Origin of the sequence: Asaccharospora irregularis DSM 2635 (genome assembly GCF_900129815.1) — a bacterium.
Taxonomy (GTDB): domain Bacteria; phylum Bacillota; class Clostridia; order Peptostreptococcales; family Peptostreptococcaceae; genus Asaccharospora; species Asaccharospora irregularis.
Map to the genome: position 1 here is coordinate 1 of NZ_FQWX01000025.1, position 22,498 is coordinate 22,498.

General features: G+C 29.4%; 25 protein-coding genes. 4 read left to right on the top strand and 21 right to left on the bottom strand.

Annotation, left to right across the window (positions count from 1 at the left end; all coding sequences use genetic code 11):
• The 8 genes from BUB34_RS09365 to BUB34_RS09395 form a co-directional block, all read right to left on the bottom strand.
• Positions 1 to 1,070 (bottom strand): restriction endonuclease subunit S (locus BUB34_RS09365; protein WP_073126734.1); only part of this gene is annotated, 1,070 nt, incomplete at its 3' end.
• A gap of 3 nt (positions 1,071 to 1,073) precedes the next feature.
• A complete protein-coding gene (locus BUB34_RS09370) occupies positions 1,074 to 2,537 on the bottom strand; it encodes a type I restriction-modification system subunit M (RefSeq protein ID WP_073126736.1) in 1,464 nt (487 codons plus the stop codon).
• 131 nt (positions 2,538 to 2,668) lie between these two features.
• Positions 2,669 to 3,976 (bottom strand): hypothetical protein, encoded by a 1,308-nt coding sequence (locus BUB34_RS09375; protein ID WP_073126737.1) that lies wholly within the window; start codon positions 3,974 to 3,976, stop codon positions 2,669 to 2,671.
• A gap of 11 nt (positions 3,977 to 3,987) precedes the next feature.
• Positions 3,988 to 4,194, bottom strand: a complete 207-nt coding sequence (locus BUB34_RS09380) for a hypothetical protein (protein ID WP_073126739.1) — start codon at positions 4,192 to 4,194, stop codon at positions 3,988 to 3,990.
• A gap of 18 nt (positions 4,195 to 4,212) precedes the next feature.
• Entirely contained in the window at positions 4,213 to 4,362 is a 150-nt protein-coding gene (locus tag BUB34_RS13250; protein WP_159430058.1) for a hypothetical protein, read from the bottom strand.
• Positions 4,359 to 4,994 carry an HD domain-containing protein gene (locus BUB34_RS09385; protein WP_242948869.1) on the bottom strand — a complete coding sequence of 212 codons (636 nt, stop codon included), beginning with the start codon at positions 4,992 to 4,994 and terminating at the stop codon, positions 4,359 to 4,361. Before BUB34_RS09385 ends, BUB34_RS13250 begins: the two co-directional genes overlap by 4 nt.
• Before the next feature lie 543 nt (positions 4,995 to 5,537).
• Positions 5,538 to 6,896 (bottom strand): 23S rRNA (uracil(1939)-C(5))-methyltransferase RlmD, encoded by a 1,359-nt coding sequence (gene rlmD / locus BUB34_RS09390; protein WP_073126743.1) that lies wholly within the window; start codon positions 6,894 to 6,896, stop codon positions 5,538 to 5,540.
• A gap of 74 nt (positions 6,897 to 6,970) precedes the next feature.
• On the bottom strand, positions 6,971 to 7,699 hold the full coding sequence (locus BUB34_RS09395; RefSeq protein WP_073126745.1) for a pseudouridine synthase: 729 nt from the start codon (positions 7,697 to 7,699) through the stop codon (positions 6,971 to 6,973).
• A gap of 204 nt (positions 7,700 to 7,903) precedes the next feature.
• Between BUB34_RS09395 and fba the strand changes: the two genes are divergently transcribed.
• Positions 7,904 to 8,830, top strand: coding sequence for a class II fructose-1,6-bisphosphate aldolase (fba, locus tag BUB34_RS09400; protein ID WP_073126747.1), 927 nt, complete (start codon positions 7,904 to 7,906; stop codon positions 8,828 to 8,830).
• Between the two features lie 134 nt (positions 8,831 to 8,964).
• On the opposite strand, the gene BUB34_RS09405 is transcribed toward fba, so the two are convergent.
• From BUB34_RS09405 to BUB34_RS09440, 8 genes are all read right to left on the bottom strand, one after another.
• Positions 8,965 to 9,450 carry a hypothetical protein gene (locus BUB34_RS09405; RefSeq protein WP_073126748.1) on the bottom strand — a complete coding sequence of 162 codons (486 nt, stop codon included), beginning with the start codon at positions 9,448 to 9,450 and terminating at the stop codon, positions 8,965 to 8,967.
• 35 nt (positions 9,451 to 9,485) lie between these two features.
• A complete protein-coding gene (locus BUB34_RS09410) occupies positions 9,486 to 10,046 on the bottom strand; it encodes a 5' nucleotidase, NT5C type (protein WP_073126750.1) in 561 nt (186 codons plus the stop codon).
• A 286-nt stretch (positions 10,047 to 10,332) separates the two neighbouring features.
• On the bottom strand, positions 10,333 to 11,490 hold the full coding sequence (locus BUB34_RS09415) for a class I SAM-dependent methyltransferase (protein ID WP_073126752.1): 1,158 nt from the start codon (positions 11,488 to 11,490) through the stop codon (positions 10,333 to 10,335).
• Positions 11,491 to 11,525: 35 nt separating this feature from the next.
• Positions 11,526 to 12,365: a hypothetical protein gene (locus tag BUB34_RS09420; protein WP_073126754.1), complete on the bottom strand. Its 840-nt coding sequence runs from the start codon at positions 12,363 to 12,365 to the stop codon at positions 11,526 to 11,528.
• 94 nt (positions 12,366 to 12,459) lie between these two features.
• On the bottom strand, positions 12,460 to 13,152 hold the full coding sequence (locus BUB34_RS09425) for a metallophosphoesterase (RefSeq protein ID WP_073126756.1): 693 nt from the start codon (positions 13,150 to 13,152) through the stop codon (positions 12,460 to 12,462).
• Between the two features lie 62 nt (positions 13,153 to 13,214).
• On the bottom strand, positions 13,215 to 14,033 hold the full coding sequence (locus tag BUB34_RS09430) for a GTP pyrophosphokinase (RefSeq protein WP_073126758.1): 819 nt from the start codon (positions 14,031 to 14,033) through the stop codon (positions 13,215 to 13,217).
• 50 nt (positions 14,034 to 14,083) lie between these two features.
• Complete coding sequence (locus tag BUB34_RS09435) at positions 14,084 to 14,995, bottom strand: MBL fold metallo-hydrolase (protein WP_073126760.1); 912 nt, start codon at positions 14,993 to 14,995, stop codon at positions 14,084 to 14,086.
• A 13-nt stretch (positions 14,996 to 15,008) separates the two neighbouring features.
• Positions 15,009 to 15,737 carry a YkgJ family cysteine cluster protein gene (locus tag BUB34_RS09440; RefSeq protein WP_073126762.1) on the bottom strand — a complete coding sequence of 243 codons (729 nt, stop codon included), beginning with the start codon at positions 15,735 to 15,737 and terminating at the stop codon, positions 15,009 to 15,011.
• Between the two features lie 85 nt (positions 15,738 to 15,822).
• On the opposite strand from BUB34_RS09440, the gene BUB34_RS09445 reads away from it, so the two are divergent.
• The gene (locus BUB34_RS09445) at positions 15,823 to 16,074 is read left to right on the top strand and encodes a hypothetical protein (RefSeq protein ID WP_073126764.1); all 252 of its coding nucleotides are present in this window, start codon (positions 15,823 to 15,825) and stop codon (positions 16,072 to 16,074) included.
• Between the two features lie 19 nt (positions 16,075 to 16,093).
• Entirely contained in the window at positions 16,094 to 16,426 is a 333-nt protein-coding gene (locus BUB34_RS09450; protein ID WP_073126766.1) for a hypothetical protein, read from the top strand.
• A 177-nt stretch (positions 16,427 to 16,603) separates the two neighbouring features.
• On the opposite strand, the gene BUB34_RS09455 is transcribed toward BUB34_RS09450, so the two are convergent.
• Positions 16,604 to 17,200 carry a DUF4230 domain-containing protein gene (locus BUB34_RS09455; RefSeq protein WP_073126768.1) on the bottom strand — a complete coding sequence of 199 codons (597 nt, stop codon included), beginning with the start codon at positions 17,198 to 17,200 and terminating at the stop codon, positions 16,604 to 16,606.
• Positions 17,201 to 17,359: 159 nt separating this feature from the next.
• Here BUB34_RS09455 and BUB34_RS09460 point away from each other — a divergent pair, with 159 nt between their 5' ends.
• Complete coding sequence (locus BUB34_RS09460; RefSeq protein WP_073126769.1) at positions 17,360 to 18,955, top strand: putative manganese-dependent inorganic diphosphatase; 1,596 nt, start codon at positions 17,360 to 17,362, stop codon at positions 18,953 to 18,955.
• A gap of 266 nt (positions 18,956 to 19,221) precedes the next feature.
• Here BUB34_RS09460 and BUB34_RS09465 read toward each other — a convergent pair whose 3' ends face one another.
• The 4 genes from BUB34_RS09465 to BUB34_RS09480 all read right to left on the bottom strand — a co-directional run bounded on the left by BUB34_RS09465 (position 19,222) and on the right by BUB34_RS09480 (position 22,483).
• Positions 19,222 to 19,746, bottom strand: a complete 525-nt coding sequence (locus BUB34_RS09465) for a peptidylprolyl isomerase (RefSeq protein WP_073126789.1) — start codon at positions 19,744 to 19,746, stop codon at positions 19,222 to 19,224.
• A gap of 25 nt (positions 19,747 to 19,771) precedes the next feature.
• Complete coding sequence (locus BUB34_RS09470) at positions 19,772 to 20,329, bottom strand: AAA family ATPase (protein ID WP_073126771.1); 558 nt, start codon at positions 20,327 to 20,329, stop codon at positions 19,772 to 19,774.
• 96 nt (positions 20,330 to 20,425) lie between these two features.
• Positions 20,426 to 21,169: a patatin-like phospholipase family protein gene (locus tag BUB34_RS09475; protein WP_073126773.1), complete on the bottom strand. Its 744-nt coding sequence runs from the start codon at positions 21,167 to 21,169 to the stop codon at positions 20,426 to 20,428.
• 15 nt (positions 21,170 to 21,184) lie between these two features.
• Positions 21,185 to 22,483 carry a M18 family aminopeptidase gene (locus BUB34_RS09480; RefSeq protein ID WP_073126775.1) on the bottom strand — a complete coding sequence of 433 codons (1,299 nt, stop codon included), beginning with the start codon at positions 22,481 to 22,483 and terminating at the stop codon, positions 21,185 to 21,187.
• Positions 22,484 to 22,498 lie beyond the last annotated feature (15 nt).

A 22,498-nucleotide genomic window follows, 5' to 3' on the forward strand; every position in this document is an offset into this window, starting at 1 on the left:
ATTTCAAATTTCAATTTTTCGACTTGTTTGACGAAGTCTTCAAATTGATTTTGAAGTTCTATTGGTGGTATTGGAACTTCAAAACTTCTAAATTCATTCATAGTTACTCTCGGCATTTTTGCACCTGAAACTTTTTCACTTATATAATCTACAAATGATTTATTTCTTAACATATGTGCTAAATAATATCTATTTAATACTCCTCTTACAGGTTGTAATGGAACCATTTCAGATGTAGCATATCCAATTTCATTTGGTATAACTACTTTATTCAAGTATGGTCTTAGCTTTGAGTATAAAATATTTGTCGTATCAAATGTACAAGTTGAATTTCCTATTTCATCTGTTGTTACATAGTTATATCCAATAATATTTCCTGTATTTGATTCAACCATATCTAAATTTAGTAACCACACTTTGCATTTGTTAAAATCACCTTTATAGTTAACTACAGGTGCTACATCATTCATCTTTCCTGTTTTCCAGCCTTTAACGTTTCTAATTGGGTCACCAAACATCTCGATAAATCTTGATTTAACTAATTTATCTAAATATTCAATTTGATATTTTCTTTTATCGATTAAAGCTTTTGATATGTCTAATATTTCTACTATTTTTTCTTGTTCCAATATCTTTGGTACATATATTTCAATTTCTCCTATTTCAGTTGGACTAATATTAGGTTGTGCACATCCTAAAGCTTTGCTATATATTATATCTTGTAACTTATTCATATAATAATATAAATATCTATTATTAATTTGTTTATTTGGTGAAATTTTAGCAACTCGTTGATTAAGTAATGCTGGTTTATTCTCATTAAACATACCAAATTTTCCAGTTGTTGCTCCAGATAATGCAATTAAAATATCTCCCTTTTTTATTATAAATTTACTTAATTTTTCATCATATTCTCTAATAAATGCAGTTCCAGAACTAATGTTAACTTTGTTATCATAAATATCACCAATTCGAATTATTGCTATTCCTTCATCTGTAAAATGAGTGCTTTTAAATGCATATCCTCCACTAATTGTACAAACATCTTTTATTTTCATTATATTTCCCATTAACTACACCTCAAGTATTCTTTCTAAGTCTTCTATTCCTTGTAATATTTCTTTTTCAAGTTCTTTTACTCTTTTGAAGATAACTCTTGGTTCATCATAAACTACTTCTTCATATTCTACTTCTTTATATTTATTAATAGATAAATCATACCCATTTTCAACTATTTCTTCTTTATCTACAAAGAAACTTCGCTCAGTTCTTTTTCTATCTACTTCTTTATCTAAATTGCTAAACCTTTCAATTATATCAGATATATCATTATCATCTATTTCATTTCTCTTATCATCTAAGGAATATCCATCAGCCTTCATATCATAGAACCAAACCTTATCAGTTCCTCCTGAGCCTGTCTTAGTAAATATCATAATTGCTGTACTAACACCTGCATAAGGTTTAAATACGCCCGAAGGCATAGATATAATTGCTTCTAACTTATGATTTTCAACTATTTCTTTTCTTATAGATTTATGACCTCCTGTAGAACCAAATAATACTCCATCAGGGACTATTGAAGCACATCTACCACCAGTTTTAAGTATTCTAAGGAATAATGCTAAGAATAGTAACTCTGTTTTCTTTGTTTTAGTTACTTTTAGTAAGTCTGCACTAACAGCTTCATAGTCTAAACTCCCTTTAAATGGAGGATTTGCTAAAACTAATGTGAATTTTTCTTCATCCGTATTTGCTTCTGATAATGAATCCTTATATTCTATATTAGGATTATCAACACCGTGTAGCATCATATTCATAGCACCTATTCTAAGCATAGTTCTATCCATATCGAAACCATAGAACATATTATTGTTAAAATGCTCTTTTAATCCTTGCACTAAGAATAAATCATTATGATTCTTTCTTAAATATTCTTGTGATGAAACTAAGAATCCTGCACTACCCATTGCCGGGTCAACGATTACATCTTCTGGTTTTGGTTTCATTAAATTAACTATCATATCAATAATATGCCTTGGTGTTCTAAACTGACCATTTGTACCTGCTGTAGCTACCTTTGATAATAGGTACTCATATAAATCCCCTTTTGTATCTTTATCCTTATCAAATTTAATGTTATTAATCCCATCTACTATCTTACTTAACATTAATGGTGTAGGTATTTTAAATATTGCATCGTCCATATATTTTGCATAAGCAGATTTTTTGTTAGTGTTTAGTTTTTTTATAAAAGGAAATACTTCATTTTGTACTATTTGATACATCTTATCTGCATCACCCTCATTTGCAAATTTACTCCATCTTAAATGTTGTTTATCCTCTGGAAAAGTTCTATTGAAATCTATTCCTAATATAGAGGCTTCTGCTTCTTTTGTAGTTTCTATTTCATCTAATCCTTTTATAAATAATAAATATGTAAATTGCTCTATTACTTCTAATGGATTAGTTATTCCACCAGTCCAAAAAGTTTCCCAAATTTTATCTACTTTACTTCTTAATTCTCCTGTAATCATCCTTTGTTCCTCCTAATTGTCTTCTGTTTATATTTTACTATGATTTACATATTTTATCTATTTAATATAAACTTATTTGTTTTTATGTACATAATTTCATACAAATTAAAAATAAAGTTGCCAAGGCAACTTTATAGGTGATACTGATATATTTTTTTATCTAATATATCTTCAATTTTATTTAACTTTGTGTAAGGTATTACAACTAAATCTATGTCATTATCTTTACAATACTGTTCCTTTATTCTATCGTTTTTCTTTCTTTCATTTAATTCTTTCTTTCCACCAAATCTTTCTTTAACTTTATAGTGTTGTTCTCCATTAAACTCAACCAAGAACTTAAGTTTTTTATCTTTATCAAATACTGCACAATCAAAAGGTAGTGTTCTCTTATTTCTGCATTTATCTATTCTAAACTCTGCTATAAAATTTATATCTTTTTTAGTTAAATAATTTACTATTCTTTTATTTCCTTTAGACTTACTACATAGTCTACACCTACTACCACTTAAAAACTGGTCTGGTCTAACATCCCATTCATGACCACATTCTAAATGTTTCATTCTTACCTTAATTTTATTATTGATATACTCACCCAATGGTAAATACTCACCTTCTGTTATTTCTAAAACTTTGTCCTTAAATGTTTCTGTAGTATACTTTTTTACTCCTGAACAATTGGGACATCTTTGATTTTTATATATAAAATCAGTTGGTCGCATATAAAATGTTTTTTCACATTTAGTGTGAAGAAACTTTGCTTTTTTGCTCATTTTTGTGTAATTAGATACTAATAAATAATCTTCACCATCCTTACTTTCTTTTATCATTTGTCTTAACGCTTCCTCTGTAGGGGTTGGATTTTCTTTACATTTAGGGCATTTTCTTCTCTGTTGCAACATCAAATATGGTTTGGCTTTAAATACTGTTCCACATGAATGTTTAAAATATATTGCTATATGTGCTCCCTTATAGCCCTCTATTGCTATATATTCATCTCCATAAATACTTTTTAATTCTTCTTTAAACTCACCTTCGCATTTCTTATGATATTTATTACACTTATCACATCCATATCCACTAAGTAAATCATTTGGTCTTTTCATTATCGTTGCACCACATTCTTTATGAAGCACCTTAATTTTAACACTACTACCTTTATATTTTTCTAAAGCAACATATTCATCTCCATATTTATCTTCTAACTTTTGTTTAAATTCTTCATTGGATATCATCTTACTTCTATTGCATTCTGGACATCGAGTTCCTTTATTGATAAAATTACTTAATCTTACCTTCCATATATGTCCACAACCTTCTTTTTTATGCTTAATCATTATTGGTGTATTATAATTCTTGTACTCCTCTAATAATTCATATTCCCCATTCGTAATTTCATCAATTTTATCTATAACCTCATAGTTAGTTAATTTCTTCATCTCTTTATAAACTACAACTTAAATTTTTCCATGCTATTTCTAAAAAATTCTAATTCATTATCAAATGCACCAATAACATTTTTTATAGCAGTATCCGACCACCCTAATTCAAGTGATATTTGTATAAGTGCTAACTTCATATTAACACTCATATTTTCAAGTTTACTTATCTTTTCTTTTAAATATTCTAACTCATCATATACTCCATTGTATTTCATCTCTATACCTTCCTTTCTTTAATTTATTAAAAAGTCTTCTACAAGTGATTTTGCTTTTTCTCTATCTATATTTAAATATTTCATTACATCTTCTACTGTTATTTGTACATTCTTCTTTTTAAGCATCTTTTTAAATCTATCTTCAAGTGTTTTCTTTTTAAGTATCATATTATTTCGCCCTTTCTCTTCATTTCATTGTAAATAGATATATCTACTATCTCTATATCTACTACTGTTTTCTCTAAATATGACGATGCTTCCACATCTGCTGTATACACAGCTGTGATTAAAGGAAATCTATTCTTAGCATTTTCTAAGTTTTTATATTCATCTTTAGGCAAATATGCACCCATATGATATCTAATAGCCATACATTCTTCCAAGGTTAAATTTATAAATTGTTGGATTATTATACAACTTTTCTCTCCATGCCCAAGAGGTACTCCGTCATCTATTACATAGGTTTTATATGCTTCCCATTTACCTTCATCATTTCGTCTAAGCTTCATACTATTTTTATAAAAGTTAACCTTGCAAATATCATGTAAAAGTCCTATTATTACGATACTTTCATCACTTAAATTTAAAGAGTATCTTTCATTTTTCTCCTTTAGTATATTCATAACATTAATTGAATGCTCGGCTAATCCACCTTTGTAATTTCCATGAAAATGGGTTGATGCAGGAGCTATAAAAAAATCAGTTCTTTCTTCTAAATACTTTATTAATTCATCTATACCATCTCTATCTACTGCTTTCAAAAGTGATATTATCTTATTCTTATTAAAATCTAAATTCAATCTAATCTCTCCTTTCTTGGTAATATATTGTCCGACAGTAAAGATAATATACATGTAATTTTAACTTATTATTTTGGCCAAAATTTATTGTTTATATGTAATAATTATTAATTTTTTTGACTATAAAAAACATATATAGTAATTACAAATTTATATTGTAATTATATACTTTTCCTTTTCTCTATAAGGATGAATATAAATTCATCCTTACTATGTCCCCTAAGACTAAAGTTTGATTAAAAAAGAGAAGTAGAAGTAAGTAAAATAGAGGATTGATGAAAAAATAGACTAAAATTTGATTAAAGAAATCTATAAAATTATTAATTCTAAAAAAATCAAACTATAACCAAAATTAGATTAAAGTTTGATTTAAATATAAAAAAGGGACTAAACAATATCCTGCTTAATCCCTGTATTTTTCTTGTTTTTAGTCTTATTTAATTTTCTTTATCTTCTTTTTTCTTCTTGTCTTTTTCCTGCCTTTAATCAAGCTTTATCAAATTAATCATTCTTTGTTCTAATTTTTTAAACTTTATTTACTGGCTACAGTACTTTAGTCAACAGAACTACGCTCTCAACATGAGGAGTATTAGGGAACATATCCATACACTTCACCTTCTCAACCTCATATCCATACTTCTTAAACTCAACCAAATCAAGAACCAAAGTCCTTGGATTACAAGAAATATAAACAATCTCTTTTGCTCCAAATCCTGAAATATCTCTCACAGCATCCTTATGAACACCCGGTCTTGGAGGATCCACAATAATCAAATCCGGCTTGTCCTTTAAATTCTTGACAGTCTTTCCAACATCACCTGCTATAAATTCACAGTTACTAAGGCCGTTTAACTTAGCATTTTCATTCGCCGCTTTAACAGCTTCTTCTATTATCTCTATACCATAGACTTTTTTCGCTTTTCCTGCCATTACCTGACCTATAGTTCCAGTTCCACTATACAGGTCAAATATTACCTTATCACTATGATCTCCTATGAAATCTCTAGCTATAGAATAAAGTACTTCTGCCCCTTTGGTATTTGTTTGGAAAAATGAGAACGGAGATATTTTAAATTTAAGCCCCAGCACTTCCTCTGTTATATAATCTCTCCCATGAAGTACTCTAAGTTCATCACACTGAACAGCATCCGCAAGTCCATCATTTATAGTGTGCAATATGCTTACTAATTCAGCTTCTAATTCAAGATTTAACAACATTTCCTTATATTCAGCCATATCAAAATCTATTTGAGATGATGTAACTATATTTACCATTAACTCGTTTGTATTAATCCCTTTTCTAACTACAAGGTTTCTTAGATACCCTTGGTGGCTCATAGTTCTATAATAAGGAAGTTCTTTTTCATTGAAGTACTTAACAGTTGAAGTTAGTACACTTATAAAATCATTGTCTACTAAGAAACATCCGTCCACTGTTAGTATATCTATGTGTCTTCCTTTTTTATGAAGTCCTAATGTAAGAGGACCTCCCTTTACTTCATCTCCGAAAGTGTATTCCATTTTATTTCTATATAATTTATTTAATGGACTTCCTTGTATACCTAAAAACTCAAATCCTATTAGATCTTGTTGTAAAAATAAATCTAGGACTTGTCTTTCTTTTATCTCTAATTGTTTTTCATATGGAACAGATAATATACTACATCCTCCACATTGATTGAAGTGTTTGCATGGGGTCTGTGTCTCTATAGGTGAATTCTCTAGAAGTTCCATCATTTTTACATCAGCCTTGCCACTTTTTGTTTTTTGAACTATTGCCTTAACCCTTTGACCAGTGATTCCGCCCTTCATACTTACATCTCTATTTTCGATTTTAGTTACTGATGTTCCACCAAACTCCATTTTATCTACTTCAAACTCTATTATATCTCTTCTTTTCAATATAATTTCCTCCATCTATTTTATATAACTTAAGCATGTATTAAAAACATATCCTATATATACATTTTATATAATTATTCTCTTTTTTCTATAAGTTTTACCTCTTCATCTGTTAGTTCTCTATACTCTCCCAAACCTAGGCTTTCATCTAGCTTAAGTTTTCCCATGGACAATCTTTTTAAGTATACTACTTTTTTGCCTACACTCTCAAACATTCTTTTTACTTGATGAAATTTTCCCTCATGTATTGTAAGTTCTATTTCTGACAATTCATCACTCTTTAATATTTTCAACTGTGATGGCATTGTCTTATACCCATCATCAAGTACTACTCCCTCCTCAAAGGATTTTATATCCTCATCACTAACTACTCCTTCGACTTTTGCATAGTAGGTCTTAGGAACGTGTTTCTTAGGTGATAGTACTCTATGAGACAGTTTCCCATCATTTGTAAGTACTAATAGTCCCTCTGTATCTTTGTCCAACCTTCCCACTGGAAATGGTTCAAATGCTAAATATGATGGATCATCTATTAAATCCAGCACTATAGGGTCCCTTTTGTCAAAAGTGGCAGATATGTACCCATCAGGTTTGTTCATCATTATATATATGTACTCTCTATACTCTACTCTTTCTCCTGAGTATAGTATTTCATCATTCTCAGGATCTACCTGTGTTCCTGGGTTTGATATTATTTTTCCATTTACTTCTATTACTCCATGTTTACAATCTCTTTTTATTTCTGCTCTACTTCCATAGCCAAGGTTTGAAAGAATCTTATCTATTCTTAGTTTTTTTGCCATTAGAAATGTTCTCCATTTTCATGTATTCCTCTAATTTTTATCTGTGGCATAACTACCTTCCTTTCAGTTATATATTCATTATTATACTCATAGATATTATTATACTTTTAATTTGATGTTATTACAATTTAGTATATACTTTTTTTGGTTTAACGTTATAATATAGTTGATAGGTAAATTTTAAAAGTTAATAGGAGGATTAATATGGCATTAATTACTACAAAAGAAATGTTTAAAAAAGCTTACGAAGGTGGATACGCTATAGGAGCATTCAATATAAGTGACTTAGAACAATTACAAGGAGTTTTAAGAGGAGCTAAGGCTAAAAATTCTTATGTTATGATTCAAGCCTCTATGTCAGCTATAAAATATGCTGGTCCTGACACTTTAGTTGCAATGGTTAAAACCGCTTCTGATGAAATCGGTGTAGACGTTGCTCTTCACTTAGATCATGGTCCAGATATGGAAGCTGTTAAAACTTGTATAGATGCTGGTTTCTCTTCAGTAATGATAGACGGTTCTCATTATGACTTCGAAGAAAATGTTAGAGTAACTAAGGAAGTTGTTGATTACGCTCATGCTAGAGGTGTTGTTGTTGAGGCTGAACTTGGAGTTTTAGCTGGAATAGAAGATGAAGTTTCTTCTGACAAACATATATACACTCAACCTGATGAAGCTGTTGAATTCGTTGAAAGAACAGGAGTTGATTCTTTAGCTATAGCTATAGGTACTGCTCATGGTGCTTTCAAATTTAAAGGTGAAGCTAAATTAAGATTCGATATATTAGAAGAAATACAAAATAGATTACCTGGATTCCCTATAGTTCTTCACGGTGCATCTGCTGTTGATCAAAACACTATAGCTATTTGTAACGAATTCGGTGGAGATATAGCCGGTGCTAAAGGTATACCTGTAGAAATGTTAAGAAAAGCTTCTTCTATGGCTGTATGTAAGATAAATATGGATACTGACTTAAGATTAGCTATGACTGCTGCAATTAGAAAATACTTAGCTGAAAATCCTAAGCAATTTGACCCAAGAAAATATATAGGCGCTGGTAGAGATGCTATACAAGCTGTTGTAGAAAATAAAATAGAAGAGGTTTTAGGTTCTACTAACTCTATAAACTAATTAAAATTTGCATAACTTAAAATATAATCTTTTATAGATTTGAAAAAGTTGCCCAAAATACTTGGTATTTTAGGCAACTTTTTATTTGATTTTTACTAATTTTATTTACTTTTTTATTAATATAGATTCCCTAATTAACTATAGTATTTAGATGCCCCGATTAGCTGTCTTTTAGAAACTATCTGGGCTAGGTTGCTAAGTGAAGATATTTTTATATCTTTAAAGCATACTACAAATACAAATTTAAAATCGGTAAATTCTTGATTTATATTGTATATATCGAAAAAACATCTTAAGTTATCAAAAAGGTAAATCTCTTGTAACTCTGCTTCTATCTCATCTGTAGCATCTTTTAAATAAGCCCTTACATCCTCAAACAGAACGTTGAAATACTCTTCATCTATATCCTCACCAAGTTCTTCAAGAATCTCTTCTATTTCATATAGTTCAAATACATCTTCTTCTAGCTTGCAGTCAAAAACCATTATATTTTCTTGGTTTATGCTGTTTGATATATCTTGTACATATTCAAAATCTTGGCGCAATCCTAAAATATCTTTAATTTCAGTACTATTTACATGAAATTTTCCTTTTTTATTTTTTAATTTTAACTCTATCATAAGATTGTACCTCCCCCCATAATTTATTAATATGGTTATTTTACATTTTCTACAAAATTTTTAATTTCAGTCCAATCAGAAACTCTGACTATATTCTCGTGTTCTACATCTTTGTTATAATTTGTGTCTATTAACAGAACCTGTATACCCTCATCAGCTAATGCAAGAGAATTTGAAGGATTGTCTTCTATAAATATATCACAGTTTAATTCTTTTGCTTTATCTATTTTATAATCAGTACCTAATAAATAGACATCCATATCTGAGAAACCATTATTATTTAACCAATCCTGCGTTACTTCTGTTAGTAATGAGTCTCTAGCTGTAACAAAGTATACATTGTGCTCCTTATATAGTTCTCCTATGATGTCCTTTGCTCCTTCAACAACCTCAGCTTCTTTGTATGAATGTATATATTTTTCGTTAAATTCATAATACAGTTTCTTTATATCTGATCCGTACAGCTCTTCCCAATTATGAGTTGTACACTCTTCCTCTGTAATATCGACTTCAAAAATTTCATTTAAGTACGGAATAAAATGATAAGGACTTGTTATAGTCCCATCTATATCAACACATATATTTAATCTCTTCATATTTCCCTCCACTTTTACTAATTGAACATAATTATCAAAACATTATACCATATGTTCATATATAAATCAAAAATCCAACAAAACTCTGTAAATCCTATAATACACATACCCAATACATACCCAAATTTATATCAACTCTAATATTATTTAATACTATTTTTGATATTATCTGTATTATTTGATGCTACTTTTAATATTATTTATATTATTTTTAATATAATACCCGTTGACGAAAAAATATTACTGGGTATAATTCCACAGTAATATTTTATAATTCAAATAAGTATTAGTATATTAATTTTTCTAAAGTAGGTTCTACTCCAAATTTACCTTTTAAATCCTTGTATTCAGCTATAGCTGTTTCATTTTTTTCCTTAGTCTTTATGGCTCTTATCATTAGGTTTTTAGGTGTATCTAGTGGAGATATATATTCAACTACAGAAGTATCATATCCATTTCCCTCTAGAAGTAGTGTTCTAAGACCATCTGTAATTAAATCTGCAAACCTTGCCTTAAACACTCCATGTTTTAATATAGGTTCCATATCGTTATAGCTGTATTGGCTTAGTAACTCTTTGTGACAACAAGGTACTACAACTATCGCCTCTGATTTTGCCCTTATACCTAGACCTATTGCCATATCTGTAGCGATATCACATGCATGCAAGCTTATTACCAAATCTACATCACTATCTGGTGTGTAATTTGTTAGGTCTTCTTTGATAAAAGTCATATTTTTGTATCCTAAATTATTTGCCATTTTCTTAGATGCCTCTATTACTGTATCTGAGTAGTCTATCCCTATAAAATAACAGTTTTTCTTTAGAACCTCTTTTATATAAAAGTTAAGTACGAAACTCAAATACGACTTTCCACAGGCACAATCTAATATAGTTATACTTTCTTTTGTTTTCATTTCCTTTAATATCTTATCTATTAATTCTACGAAATGATCTATTTGATTATACTTTCTTATTTTGTCGTTTTTAATTTTTCCCTCTTTTGTAAGTACGCCTATTTCTTTAAGTAGTTCATTTGCTTGCCCTACTTTTACATAGTAGTCTCTATTTTTTATTTGAGATGCAGTAAACTCATCTATCTGATCTACAGACTCTTTATTGTCTACATACTTTACGTTTACTTTTTTGTTATCGCCTTCAATAACTACAGTAGTCCCTCTTTCAATATATTTTAATGTTATAGAATCATAATTTTCTGCTTCTTTAGTTATAGCCTTAAGCAAATCGGTAAATTTATATAAATCAGTTTTTCCTTTGAAGTTAAAATTATATAATCCTTCCTCTTCCTTAACTATTCCTTTAAATTCTTTTCTACCTGATTTGAAGATTATCTCCATGCTCTTAAAAAAATCTTTATTTTCACTATTTCTTTGAGTTAACCCCATAAAAAATACATTTAATTTTCCTATACTCTGCTTGTTCATCGTCTCTCCCTCGGTTACTTTTTTATATAGTGATTCTATTTGTTTTGGTCTTGTTGTACTTTTTGTTTAAGATCTTCTACTCTTTCTTTAAAGCTCTCAATATGTTTATCTGATAGATCCAAGTACTCTGTTATCTGACCTATATATTTTGGACTTTTAGTATCCACTAATTTTATGGCACTGTTCATAGCCTTTTCTCTTAGTTCGTATGTCTTTTTAACATCGTCTCTTGCATTATACAATACTTTTGTGTATTTATCATCTGAAAGACCTTGTATCTCCATATTTTCGTACTCTGATACAACTTCCCTGCACATATCTCTAGCGTATACTATATCTTTTTTTATACTATCTAATCTTTTAATATTCTTAGATATATCTTTAGTATAAGGCATACAATCTCTCATAGGCATTAGTGCCTGTCTTTCTATACTGTAAACCTCTTTTTTGAAATTGTAGATATTTTCAAGATCTGACGATACTCTATCATCAGATTCGTCTTTAAATTCTTTATCATTAGTATCTTTGCTTATTTTGTTGTTATATTCGTTATCTCTATTTGTTATATTACTTGCCTGCTTATCTATAAAGGCATCTTCTGGTTCTTCTTTTGGTTCTTTTTTTACTTCTTCTTCCTCTTCAAAATTAGAATCATACTTGTCCTGATATCTAGAATCAAGGGCATAATTCTGATAGTACATAGACTCCTTAATTGAGTTTAATCCACTTATATAAACATTACTTATAACTATAGTTGTAGCCAAAACCACATACATACTTCCGTAAATACATGATCTTTTAAAGTTTTTATAATTTCTAAATAATATAATTAAGGGAATTAGATATAAAAATATAAATACCAATATCCATCTCATTATCAGCTCTCCTTTTTGCATTAGATTTACATACTAAAATAACATCCCCCAGTTGAAACTGTATATTTTATATTATTTACCAAATCAAACTTTATTAATCCTGTACTTTTATTAAATTAAAATCTGTATAATCACAAGATGCTAATATATACTCTACTCCGTTTCTCTCACCCTTAAGCCCCATCTTAAATGATTCTTTGCCATGTAGGTGACCATATATAACCTTTTCTATGTTATACTCCTCAAATAGCTTAGTAAATAATGATTCTTCTAACTTATCATTTGTAGGCGGGTAGTGAGTTATCACTATGATTTTAGAGTATCCTTTTTTACGGGCTGCCTGAATAGATAGCCTTATTCTATTTTCTTCTCTTATATATATTTTTTCGTCGTCTTCATCAAACTTAACATCATTTGGGCATATCCAACCTCTACCACCACAAATAGCATAATCTTCATATTCGTAGAAATTAGTCTGTAAAAAATGCATATTTTCATACATCTTATTTAGACTAGTAACTGTTGTCCACCAATAGTCGTGATTACCTTTTATTAATATTTTCCTCCCAGGAAGGTTACTTATGATATCTAAATCCTCTTTCGCTTCTCCTAGATTTATGCCCCAAGAAGTATCTCCTAGTACTAAAACAGTATCTTCTTCTCTAACAGATTCCTTCCAGCTGTTAATTATCTTTTCTTCATGTCCTATCCAATTTTTACCAAATATATCCATTGGTTTATTTACAGCTGTTGAAAAGTGTAAATCTCCTATTGCATATAAACTCATAGTGTATCCTTTCTGTATTAAAATAAATATAATTCTCTATTTGTTACAAAGACAGTTACCCATTAGTAGGAGTAACTGTCTCTATCGTCTTTTCCGGTTCTTTTGTATTGTTCTAATAAGTCGTCTATATCCTTCTTTAAACTTAAGATTTCTGTTACATCTCTCTCTGTATCTATCTTATCAAGTCTTCTTTGATATATTATAGCCTTGCGCGTATCACCTAGACTATAAAGTTCCTGAATTCTATTTAATACATCCCTAACCGTCACAGACTTTACCTGATACATAACCTGCGCTTTCATTATATCCTCTCTTATTTCACTCATCTCCTGATCTAATAAAAACGCTGCATCTGCTGCTCTTCTAAGTCTTACAGCTATTTCCTCAGGTATGTAGTGTTCATACTTATATTTTAAGGAATGTTCTATAGTAGCCCAAAAGTTCATAGCAAGTGTTCTTATTTGTATCTCACATAGTATTTCTTTTGATCCTGCTATTGAATTTATTGGATATTTTATTATTACATGGAAACTTCTGTATCCGCTGTCTTTAAAATTTTCTATGTAGTCTTTTTCTGAGACCACAGTCATATCACTTCTATTTTTTATAAGATCAACTATTGTATATATATCATCAACAAACTGGCACATTATTCTTATACCAGCTATATCTTCTATTTCCGTCTCTATATCACTTACATTTAATCTCGTAGCCTTTGATATTATAGAGCCTACCTTTTTGGTTCTACCTGTAACAAATTCTATCGGAGAGTATTCCCCTTTGGCCAAAAATTCTTTTCTTATATTTTTAAATTTTACTTTTAATTCTTCCACGGCATGATCGTAAGGTGCTAGTAGTTCATCCCATTTTTCATATTCCATATTGCTCACCCTTTATTCTATTTTTAAAGCCATATATATTTTATCATAATTTATTTTGTTTTTATATAGTAAAGCAAGTCACCATCATCTAGTAAATAACCAACCTCACCGTTGTCGACTAGATAGCTTATTAAAGAAACCAACGATGATTTAAAGAAGTGATACTCCTTATAATTATTTTTTAAGTTGTTGTCTTTGATAATCTTCTTGAGCAAATTTTCAAGTGTCGTGGGTTCTTTTAGATGATTTCTTGTCTGATTAATGTATTTTTGTATAGAGCTTTCATTTATTTTTATCAACTCTTCACTATATTCTTTTGTTATTGTAAGTTTACCATGACCTAGTACCAGATATTCAAAGTCTATGTCTCTTAGCTTTTTCAAGGACTCTAGTTGGCTTTTTATATCAAATATAAATAAAAAATCGAATTTTTTTATTATGTCCTCACTAATTAAAAGGTCCCCTACAAACAATACCTTATCTTTGGTTAAAACCCCTATACTCCCTGATGTATGCCCCTTAAAATCTATTACACCAAGATCCTCACCGTTTAAAATAGTCGGCCCCTCACTTATAGTTTGATCTATCTGAACTTTATCTAAAGATTTACTCCTTAGTTTTTCTTCCATAAACTCATTGGTTTTTCCCCCAATAATATAATTTGAGAATACTTCCGGATTTTCAATATACAACTTAGCATGCTCACTTGACATAACCGTTAGATTTTCATATTTTTTTCTAAATTGATTACAAGATCCATAGTGATCATTATGTTCGTGTGTGTTTATTATATATTTTAAATCTATATTATTTTCTTCAAACAGCTTGATCATCTTATTAGGTCTTAATCCGCTTAGTCCTGGATCTATTATAAGAGCACTGTTATCTTCAAATAAATATACACCTGTATTTGTACCGCCTCTTACAATAAAAGTTCTCCCTTTTATACTATCTAACTTCATCTTATCCCCTTTGTTATAGTATTATTTTTTTTAGTCTATTTATAGCCCTCATCCTTACTTTTTCGTCTTTTGATACTTTTATTTTTATATTATAAGCAACTTCCAAACTTAATAAATATTCTATGAAGTATTCTACAATACCTCTATCCCTAAACTCTATATCTATAATACCTTTAGAGTAAATCTTAGAATCTAGAACCATCAATTCATCTGAAAAACTCAGTCTCTTGGATTTATCTAAGTAATTTTTTTCTGGAGTAAACAATTCGCAATAATTTATTCTATAATTTACTACCTCATCTTTAATATCAAATCCATACTTAGATTTTATTAATTTTTTATAGTCCCTATTTTTTCTTGTTATATTTTCTAAATTACTATTATAGTCTTCTTTTTTCCAATGCCCAAACAATCTACAGTTTAGAGGCCTTACTTCATAAATCATACATCTATTATCTTTATCTTTAAATGGACAGGCATTCTTTTTAACATATTCCAAGAAATAATAATCTATGATTTTTGGCATACATTCGTTCCTTATTTCTTCATTTTTATCTAAATATATTAGTATATTTAAAAACTCTATAAGATTTATACCAACAGATTCCATACAACAATTCCCGCATCCACTACAATTTCCACTGGGTAAAGATTTATAAACTTCATTTAATTTACAAAATAATTTATTTTTATCAGCATAATCTATACAGTTTAAAGTATCTACTCTTTTTATACTAGTCATTATTATTACTCCTTGTTATAATTATTAGGTTAATACAAAAACTTATTATAACATATTTTTTAAGATAAATTATAGGAGGTATTTTATGAATAGATATACAAAAATAATAAATATGATGGAAAGTTACTATACAAAAGATTACGAAAAACACAAAAAGGGAATTACTAAGGTTAGAGAGGTTAGAGAAGAGACAGTTAGAAAATTCTTCTTGCAGGGAGATTGTGAAGTTTTAGTTGTTTTTGAAGATACTGGAAAAGAAATTCTTATAGATGATTTTTCTTCAGATGAGGATATCAAAAAATATCTAGGTGCAAAGTTTATAAATAAGAAAAGATAGTATAAAATCGGAGGGCTTTATGTTAAACATCGGCAACTTAAAATTAAATACGGATTTTGATCACAGAATAATAAGAGAAGAAGAAAATGATATAGATATTTTTGTAGATATTAACTATAGAAGCCTCGACCTTGATGTTGGTGAGTCAAATTTCTTTATATCTAGATTGCAGTTTCCTTTTGTCAGATCTCTAATTCTAAGAATAAACAAAGAAAGTACTTCGATGACTGTTCATTTAATGAGAGATATAGACTTGTTTTCTGCCTTCGCCAATTTTGAGATAGACTATAAAGATTGCATTATTAACATCGAAAACAACAAGGAAAAAGCCATTTTTTATAAATCTAAATAGTTTGACTTTCTAAAATAATAAGGGGGCCTTAATAGGCCCCTTTATCTTTTTTGTTTTTATACTTTAATTATATTTGCTTTATACTTGTTAGTCAATAAATTTTCTGAATATTTTTAAAATATGTTTTATAATCTTTTTTACAAATTTCAACTTCTATATCCAAGTATGTTTTCTTTTTTACTTAAAACTAACTACTACAGTCCTATACCCCATGTTTTTAAGCATATTTTCCAAACTAGACTTAGTATTCTTTTCTACCTCATCCATAAACCCTTCTTTTATAATTTTCTTTTCATATTCTTTTTTATATTTGCTTACGTCCTTTAAAACCTCATTTATATCTACTTTATTGAATACTGAACTCTTAATATCATATACATATATATTTTCATCGTCAATATAGTGATTTAATATCCTACATTTTTTAACTTCTATGTATATTTTATCCCCTGTATTTTTTATTATTTTTATGTCCTCAGGTTTTACTCCCCCATTTATGGTCCCATTATATTTTATAATAAAAGACTTCTCACTAAATGGTATCTTGATGTCATTTATACTCCTATCTTTTTTTACTGTTACGATATTACTATAATTATATTTTACTGTGTTTAAGTCTAATACTTGAGTTATCGTATCTATAACCTTTGTATTATCCTTATAAAGATTCTTTTCTTGTGTAAATTTCCTAATTCCATAAGAAACTAATATTATCAATACTAAAATTGGTAATAATATATGTACTTTCTTAATTTTTTTGCGTTTTCGTAACAAATATACTCCTCCTTTTGTTATAATATTTTTTGGTATTACAAATTATTTCAAATGTTTAAAACAGTATAATTTAGTGTATTTTAATCAATATGGGTTTCAGTATATTATCAAATTGATTATAATTATCATATATTCACTTTATTGAAAGGAGTTTTTTAAATGAGTTTATTAGTTTTCGGGCATAAAAATCCAGACACAGATTCTATATGTTCTTCAGTTTCCTTAGCTTACCTAAAAAGACAGCTAGGTCAAGATGCAACTGCCTATGCTTTAGGGGAGATAAGAAAAGAGGCAAAATATGCTTTGGATTACTTTAAAGTTGATCCACCTCAAATATTAAACAATGTAAAAGTACAGGTTAAGGACCTAAGCTATAGCAAGGTTTCTCCATTAACTCCAAAAGCTTCTGTATTAGAGGCTTACAATTTAATGGACCAAAAAGATGTTAAAACACTTCCTGTTGTATCTGAGGAAGATGAATTTATTGGTATTGTTACTATGAAAGAAGTTGCTAAAAGTCTACTTAACCAACATTTCACTAGTGTACATACTTCTCTATCAAATATATGCAAAAACCTTAGTGGTTCATTACTTGTAAATTGTGATGAAGAAGTAAATGGCAGAGTTGTAACTTTATCTTTTGATATGCAAACTTTAAAAGATATATTAAAACAAGGAGATATAGTTATAGTTGGAGATAGATTCGATACTATAGAGTATGCAATTAATACTAAGGTTAAAGTTTTAATTTTAACTGGTAAAACAGAAATTTCAGATTCGTTACTTAATCTTGCAAAAGAAAATGGTGTGTCTGTTATTTCTGTAGACTGCGATACTTATAAAGCATCTAACTTAATAAATCAATGTAACTTCCTAGAGAGTATATTAACTAAAGAAAATTTAATTGTTTTCAATGAAAATGATTATGTCGATGATGTAAAAGAAGTTATGTTAAACCATAATTTCAGATTCTACCCTATAGTTGATAAGGGTAATAAATTCTTAGGATTAGTTTCTAAAGGTCACCTTTTAAATCCAACTAGAAAAAATGTAGTTTTAGTTGACCACAATGAATATGCTCAAAGTGCAGATGGAATTGAGCAAGCTAATATAGTAGAAGTTATCGATCACCATAAATTAGGAGGAATAAGCACAGATGTTCCTCTTTCATTTAGAATTATGCCTGTTGGATGTAGCTGTACTGTTATATACAATATGTACAAAGAAAATAATGTAGAAGTTCCTTATGAGATAGCGGGTCTTTTATTATCTGCTATACTATCAGATACATTATTATTCAAATCTCCAACAACTACTGAATTAGATAAAAAAGCTTGCGAAGAATTAAGTAAAATAGCTAAAGTTGATATGGAAAAATACGCAATGGACATGTTCAAATGCGGAACTTCTTTAGATGAGTTCAGTATAGAACAAATAGTAAACATGGACTTTAAAGAATTTAATATGAGTGGTAAAAGAGTTGGTATAGGTCAAGTATTTACTTTGGATATAGACTCTATATTTGCTAAGAAAGATGAATTCTTATCTTATATAAACTCTACTGACTACGATATGTTAATACTTGCAATAACAGATATAATAAAAGAAGGTTCTTATTTAATATACAAAGCTCCAGACAATGTTATTTCTAGTGCATTCAATGTAGATGCTTCTCAAGGAGTATTTGCAGAAGGTGTTGTATCTAGAAAGAAACAATTAGTTCCAAACTTAACTACAGCAGTTAAAAATATGTAAAAACTATACTTACAATACAAAAAAGGTTGAACTCATATGGGTTCAACCTTTTTCGTATTTTTCGCTTCTTACAGCGATTCTATATTGTTACACTTTAATTATACGTTCGCTGATTTAGCTGGTGTAAACTAAATCAGCATTTTTGATATTAATTAAGTTACTTTTGCCTTGTCTTTTAGGTTATTCTTTAGGATTTATTACCTATATAATTTTAAACTAAAATTATTAGATTGTAAATAGTATATATTATCCAATTAAGAATTTTTCTACATTTTTTCTACATCTGAGTAGTCTTGTCCAAAAGTTTCAACTGTTACAGTTTTCATAACTTGAGGAGTTTTTGGGTTATCTCTCATATCTACCGGTGTTGTCGCTATTTCATCGACTACATCTAACCCCTCTATAACTCTACCAAATCCAGCATACTGTCCATCTAGGTGTGGAGAGTTCTTATGCATTATAAAAAATTGAGATCCTGCAGAATTAGGCTTCATAGTTCTAGCCATAGATATAACTCCTCTTTCGTGCTTTAAGTTGTTAGTAAATCCATTTCCTGAGAATTCTCCCTTTATTGAATATCCTGGTCCACCCATTCCTGTTCCATTTGGGCATCCACCTTGTATCATAAATCCTTCTATAACTCTGTGAAACATTATTCCGTTGTAGTATCCAGATTCTACTAAAGATACAAAGTTTTTAACTGTATTAGGAGCTATATTAGGATATAACTCTATTTTTATTTGTTTTCCATTTTCCATTTCTATAGTTACTATAGGGTTTTTATTTTCCATAATCGGTACCTCACCTTCTCTAGTTTTATTCAACTTCTAATAGTTCTAGTATTTGTTTAGCTCTTTCTTTTGTTGTACCATTTACCTCTACATAGTCTATGTTTTCTGATTTAAGGAAATTTAGTATTGCATCATCTATCTGAAGGGCTATATCCTCATCCTGCCATCTTACTCCATCCTGTACATATCCAAATTCCCTTGGTAAATATACTATCATGTCATAATCCTGAACATCTTCTATAGCTAAGCAATATAAATCCTTAAGTATCTGTATTTCCTTTTTGCTTCTTTTTTTGCTACCTAACATAAATCTACCGTATATATATGGTACAAATGTAGCGTAGTCTGTAAGTGCATAGTCAAAATCAGATAGATCATCTTCTAGCTTCTTTTGACCTAAATAGATACCATATTGTTCTGCTATAGTTTCTATCATTCCTTTATCCTTTAAATACTCTGTTGAGTATTCAAGTGCATATCCTACATTTAATCCTTTTATCTTCATCTCAACATATAGATGTTGTATTAAAGTTGTTTTTCCACATCTTGGTCCGCCTAAAACTGCGATTCTTTTAGTCGTCATCTTTATAATCAGCTCCGTATATATAAAATTAAAGAACTCATATATTATACTAACATTTCAAGTTTTATTCAACATCTTTGAAAATATACTACGGAACTACAAGCTTATACTTTTTCCTATTTCATAACCCTCTTTGTATATCTTTCTACAAAACTCTGGTTCAAATCTAAGGGTGTCCTCTGTACTAAATTGTGTATTAGGTCTAACTAATATGATATTTTTTTCATCGTACTCATTTTTTATATAGTCTGGTATTATATAATCATGTCTTGTGGATATTATAATCATTTTATCCACATTATCCTCAATCAAAGGTTGTACTAATGTATTTCTTAGTAATCCTCCATCTAATTTATACCCATCATATAATCCTTCTTTTAAATCTATTAAAAACTGATCTTTTAGGTTTAAAGTTGAGCTTTCATTAGCTGGCAATAAAGCACTATATTTAACAGCTTCTAATGCACTATTTTCAGCAAGTCCAGATATATTAACTACTTTTTCTTTCACTTCTTTATTTTCTATTTCTACATAATTTACATAAAAGTTCATATCTAAATTGTTAAATTCAAGTGCTTTTAATATATCAATAGTCTGAGAGTTATCCACAGTCTTGTCTACTACTTTTATAGTCTCAGGTGAGTTTTCTTCCATTCTTATCCACATTTTTTCAAGATTTTCACTGTTATCTGTGTATATAAAATATCCATTGATAGCTCCTATTGAAGTTCCCGATATAGAATGAAACTTATCTATTCCTTTTTCGTATAAAGCCTTTATCACTCCAGCTTGGTATGCTCCTTTTGCTCCCCCACCAGACAAACATAATCCTAATTTCATACTGCTTCTCCTTCTTTATACTTCATAAAATTTATTAAATGTTTTATATATACTAAGATGATCATCCACACTTCCAAGCTCTCTAATAGAGTGCATTGCAAGTATAGGATTTCCTATATCTACTGATGGTATATCCAAGTGAGTAGAAGATATTGGTCCTATTGTGCTTCCTCCTCTTTCGTCTGATCTATTTACGAATTCTTGGTACTTTACACCGGCTTCTTTGCAAATACTTTTATAAACAGCTATAGAGTAAGCATCACTTGTATAAGCTTGATTTGCATTTACTTTTATAACAGGGCCTTGTCCCATTACTGGTTTATTTGTTGGGTCGTGTTTTTCTTCCATATTTGGATGAAGCGCATGTGCTAAATCTGCAGATATCATAAATGATTTAGAGATAGCTCTTAAGAAATCTTCTCTATCTTTACCTATAGATAGACATATTCTCTCTAGTATATTTAATAACATATTTGAGTCTGCCCCCTGCTTAGTTGCACTTCCAACTTCTTCGTTGTCAAATACTGCCACTACATTTATTCCTTTGTTCCCTTTTGAGTTAACAAGTGCATTTAAACTTGCATGTGCCATGGACAGGTTATCAAGTCTACCAGTAGATATAAATTCCTCGTTTGCTCCTATTATTGACCCCTTTTCAAATTCATATAAGAATAAATCAAAATCTATAACTTCCTCTATATTTACACATAAATTTTTTGCTATTTCTTTTAATAAGAAATTATCTTTTTCTAATGTATCGTTTATCAGTCCCACCAAAGGCAACATGTCCTTTTGTTTGTTTAACTTATACCCATCGTTTATTGTTTTGTTCATATGTATAGCTACATTCGGTATTATACATATTGGCTTATCTAAATTAACCGTTCTTTCTTTTGGATTTAAGATATCCTCTCCCTTGAGTACGACTCTACCAGCAATACCTAAGGGTCTATCTAACCAAGTACTTAGTATAGGCCCCCCATAGCACTCTGTATTTAATTTAAAGTAAGTAGATCCAACAGACATCTCTGGATTAGGTTTAATTCTAAATGAAGGCGAATCTGAGTGAGATCCAATTATCCTAAACCCTTCATTTTCTATGCCTTGTGAGTTTACTACAAATCCTACTATTGCAGATGAGTTTTTTGTTATATAGTATTTTCCCCCGATACTTAGCTCCAACTTTTTGCTTAAATCAAGTTCCTTAAATCCATTGTCTTCAAGCAGTTTTTTCGATGACTCTACTGCATGAAATGATGTTGGACTCTCGTATATAAAATCGATTAAATTTTGTGCAAATCTAAGTTTGTTCATTAGAGTTCCCTCCCT